This window comes from Methanobrevibacter sp., from assembly GCF_045116495.1.
Classification (GTDB): domain Archaea; phylum Methanobacteriota; class Methanobacteria; order Methanobacteriales; family Methanobacteriaceae; genus Methanocatella.
Genome location: NZ_JBGULU010000179.1, coordinates 1 through 3,312 on the forward strand (window position 1 = coordinate 1; position 3,312 = coordinate 3,312).

General features: G+C 35.1%; 6 protein-coding genes and 1 pseudogene. 1 reads left to right on the forward strand and 6 read right to left on the reverse strand.

The window, feature by feature from the left end; translation table 11 throughout:
* Positions 1 to 289, forward strand: a pseudogene (locus tag ACJMLH_RS09610) (chloramphenicol acetyltransferase); the annotation flags it as partial.
* Positions 290 to 329: 40 nt separating this feature from the next.
* Here the strand turns inward: ACJMLH_RS09610 and ACJMLH_RS09615 are convergent.
* From ACJMLH_RS09615 to ACJMLH_RS09640, 6 genes are all read right to left on the reverse strand, one after another.
* Entirely contained in the window at positions 330 to 659 is a 330-nt protein-coding gene (locus tag ACJMLH_RS09615) for a TIGR04076 family protein (RefSeq protein ID WP_405277108.1), read from the reverse strand.
* A 50-nt stretch (positions 660 to 709) separates the two neighbouring features.
* Positions 710 to 1,198: a hypothetical protein gene (locus ACJMLH_RS09620; protein ID WP_405277110.1), complete on the reverse strand. Its 489-nt coding sequence runs from the start codon at positions 1,196 to 1,198 to the stop codon at positions 710 to 712.
* Between the two features lie 6 nt (positions 1,199 to 1,204).
* Positions 1,205 to 1,891, reverse strand: coding sequence for an NADPH-dependent F420 reductase (gene npdG, locus ACJMLH_RS09625; RefSeq protein WP_405277112.1), 687 nt, complete (start codon positions 1,889 to 1,891; stop codon positions 1,205 to 1,207).
* 9 nt (positions 1,892 to 1,900) lie between these two features.
* Positions 1,901 to 2,452 carry a DUF2284 domain-containing protein gene (locus tag ACJMLH_RS09630; protein WP_405277114.1) on the reverse strand — a complete coding sequence of 184 codons (552 nt, stop codon included), beginning with the start codon at positions 2,450 to 2,452 and terminating at the stop codon, positions 1,901 to 1,903.
* 46 nt (positions 2,453 to 2,498) lie between these two features.
* The gene (locus ACJMLH_RS09635) at positions 2,499 to 2,843 is read right to left on the reverse strand and encodes a hypothetical protein (protein WP_405277116.1); all 345 of its coding nucleotides are present in this window, start codon (positions 2,841 to 2,843) and stop codon (positions 2,499 to 2,501) included.
* Between the two features lie 72 nt (positions 2,844 to 2,915).
* On the reverse strand, positions 2,916 to 3,312 hold a 397-nt coding region (locus ACJMLH_RS09640; RefSeq protein ID WP_405277118.1), incomplete at its 5' end, for an MATE family efflux transporter.

The following is a 3,312-nucleotide window of genomic DNA, read 5'->3' on the forward strand; positions in this document are numbered from 1 at the left end:
AGACATCTTAAGCGGTAAAAAAGAAGGATACATACTAGAAATGGAACAAAGGGACTTGACAAATATTGCCAATTTCTCATGCATTCCGTGGGTAGACTTTGACATGCTTACAAACTGTGTCGTGGACGGAAATGCAATACAGCCCCTAATTACCTGGGGAAAAGTGAACAATGACTACGAGATGAGCGTGTCAATAACAGTCAGTCACATATTCGTTAACGGTAGGGAATTGGGATATTTCTATGAAAATGCGCAAAAAGAGTTTGATAAAAAAATAGAAGAAATATAATATAAATAGATTCTAAAATATATTCTATTTCTGTAAAATATTAATCTTCAGCATGTGATTCAATATCTGTTGCCTCCAATTTCATGATTACTGGCCTTAAGCCGTCATTGAATGAAACGATTGCAACACCGGGAGTTTTTATCCAGTCATTATAGTACCAGATTTCCTGAACGCCATGAGCCAGTGCAAAAACATACTGATAAATTGCTTTCCATGCTTCATCACAGAAATTATCTGGCCTGGCATAATCTGCATAGAATACCTGACCTTCACTCATTAAGGGGCAAGTTGAAAGCCCATCAACACCATATTCCTTAGCCAAATCCTCCTGAAGAGTTGTTTTCAAAATAGTGATTTTTACTTTTTTCATTATTTTCCTCCAAAAATAGCTTTAAATGAATTTTAATTACAGCAATCTATTTAAAAGCGGCGCTTCAAATCCATTTCATTAAGTATTTTCTGCAGATATTTCTTTTTTAAAACGAATTCTCTTTTATTTGCCAATTTGTCACTGTTTGGCTGTGAAACTTTATCAGAGAGCCTTGAAGCTCCCAAATATTTTGTATCCCCTTCACGCAATTTGTGTGCTTCACCGTTGTCAATAGCTTTTTTGATATAGTAATAATCCGCAAAAAGAACATCAAAGTCATTGCTTAGATAATAGAGCTCCAAATCGGTAATCAGACCTGTCTCATCATGCCAGATTATCAGTATTGATTCATATCTAAACAAGTCACTAAAATCAATTAAATCAAAATAGTCCAAATCGGCCATCCTGAACTTTGAAGCGGGATATCTCATGCCGCAGTTTTTATAAAAATACTCCAGGGGAGCTACAAAAAAAGTTGTTGATTCATTCAAGACTACTTCATTTATGTTTTTTCCAACTAAAGCCTCAAATGAATCCATAAAAATCTATTCCTTATCTAATGCAGGAATTCCTGTTATTCTTAATCCGCCGTAATGGGATTTGTACTTGATATTCAATCCAATTAACAGAGGAGTGATTTTTTCAATGATACGTGCTTTTTCAAGTATACCTGTATCGATTGTTCTGATTCCCGGAATTTTGTCAATGATTTCAGCAGCTGTTTCTTTAGCTTCCTTGTCATCACCTGCAATTAGGCAGTCACAGTCGATTTCTTCTGGAATGTTTGATAGATGAGAGTTTGAGATATTACAGAATGCACAGATTACCTTTGCTCCGGTTCCTTCAAGAATTGCAGCGGTTCTTTCAGCAGCTGATCCTTCCATAAGGTCTATGAATCTGAATGGTTTTCCGCCGATTGCTGTTTCGAGAGGTACTGTTGCATCCATGACGATTTTGTCTTTACAGAATTCTTTTATTCCTTCAACTGTTGGTTTTTGTGCTACTAAAGGTACTGTTATGATTAATACATCACCTTCTTTTGCAGCATCTTCGTTTGCCATACCAACCATGGATAATTCATAGTCCGCAAGGTCTTCTTTTGCCTTTGCAACTACTTCCAATGCTTTTTCTTCCTTACGTGAACCTACAATTACATCAACACCCGCAATAGCTAATCTTTCTGCAATTCCAAGTCCTTGTGGTCCGGTTCCTCCTATTATACTTACTTTCATATTAATCACCTACTTTTTATCATACAGCAGACCTCCGACAAATATCAGATATTCGGGAAGTTTGCCGTCATGAGCGTATTTTATCGGATATCCGAAGAAGTCTTCAACAGTCCTGTCTGTGTATGCACCTAATGATTCAAGGGAGTATCTCATTTTGAAAGGCATTTTGCAGGGCATTTCAAATTCCCTTGTACATCTCATGCACAGGTTGCATTTTCCCAAAAACAGTCCAAGTGCATCTTCACTTTCAAGCATATAGATTTCATTCATGAACTTGACTTTCATGCGTTCAAATCTTTTCAAAATGTATTCAAGTTCCCTTTCCTCGAAAGTGTGCTCTAGTTCTTCGGCTGAAAAGTCAATTTTAAAAGCAATGATCTTTAATTTGTTATATGAGTTCCATACTTCATTAACATCAAAATCAAATGGAGGATAATTCCAGTTATAGCCTAAATTCTCCTGTTCTTCTATGCAGAGTTTTGAGATCTCGTCAAAGTTTACATATTTTTCCACATAGTCCGAAACATCAACGTCAATTGTGAGTTTTTTTATCTCTGACATGATTATTTATATACAAATTGAATATAATAAAGGTTTCTATTGAATATTATCCATCAATTACAAGGTCTAAGTTGATTTTTTTTGAATTGTGATTTAAGGAATCCTTTGTGTCATTGAGTGATTTTTTTAAAGTATTGACTATGGCGTTTAAAAGTTCCTCGTCAAATTCAATGCACTGTCCTCCTCTAAACTCACATATTCTGGATATTTTTGAATCTTCAAGGTATTTCATATACTGACTCCATTCCTCATCAATTTCATCCATCAGTATCTTAATATCAAGCATCATGTCATTTAACTCATCGGCTTTTTTGAAAGCTTCCTTTTCAATGTCAGTTAGGTTTTCAAAGTCTTCTTTTTTCCATTCATAGAGATATGTTTTTCGAGCCATATTATCACTTTTAGTAGTTATCAATCTGTAAATTAATATTATGTTTTTAGAAAAAAATAGTCATCAGCACAGTTAGCCGTTAAAATAACTCTTATTTTTGTTTAAATAATAGTTAATGAAAATATATCCGATGATTGAACCTAAAGTCATACCGCAAACAAGGCCCCAGTAAACGCCGACTGCACCCAAACCAAGAATAAATGCAAAGATTCCTGCAAATATTACCTCAAGTATGAATGACCTCAATACTGTTATCAGTAGTGAAAATGTTCCTTTTCCCATTGACTGGAAAATATTTCCGGAAAGAACACCGAACGGCATGAAAAGCAGGAAGAAACATAAAATCCTTAATGCTTCAACGACTTTAGGAGCTAAAACAGAGCTGTCTGATGAGTATGAAAATATGAATGACAGCGGATCTGCAAATATAAAGAGGAATGAACAGACTATAATTGATGAAATCATTCCC

Bases quoted from the DNA above. Each gene is read 5' to 3' on its own strand.
- ACJMLH_RS09615 (WP_405277108.1), bottom strand. From the start codon at position 659: ATGAAAAAAGTAAAAATCACTATTTTGAAAACAACTCTTCAGGAGGAT.
- ACJMLH_RS09620 (WP_405277110.1), bottom strand. From the start codon at position 1,198: ATGGATTCATTTGAGGCTTTAGTTGGAAAAAACATAAATGAAGTAGTC.
- npdG (WP_405277112.1), bottom strand. From the start codon at position 1,891: ATGAAAGTAAGTATAATAGGAGGAACCGGACCACAAGGACTTGGAATT.
- ACJMLH_RS09630 (WP_405277114.1), bottom strand. From the start codon at position 2,452: ATGTCAGAGATAAAAAAACTCACAATTGACGTTGATGTTTCGGACTAT.
- ACJMLH_RS09635 (WP_405277116.1), bottom strand. From the start codon at position 2,843: ATGGCTCGAAAAACATATCTCTATGAATGGAAAAAAGAAGACTTTGAA.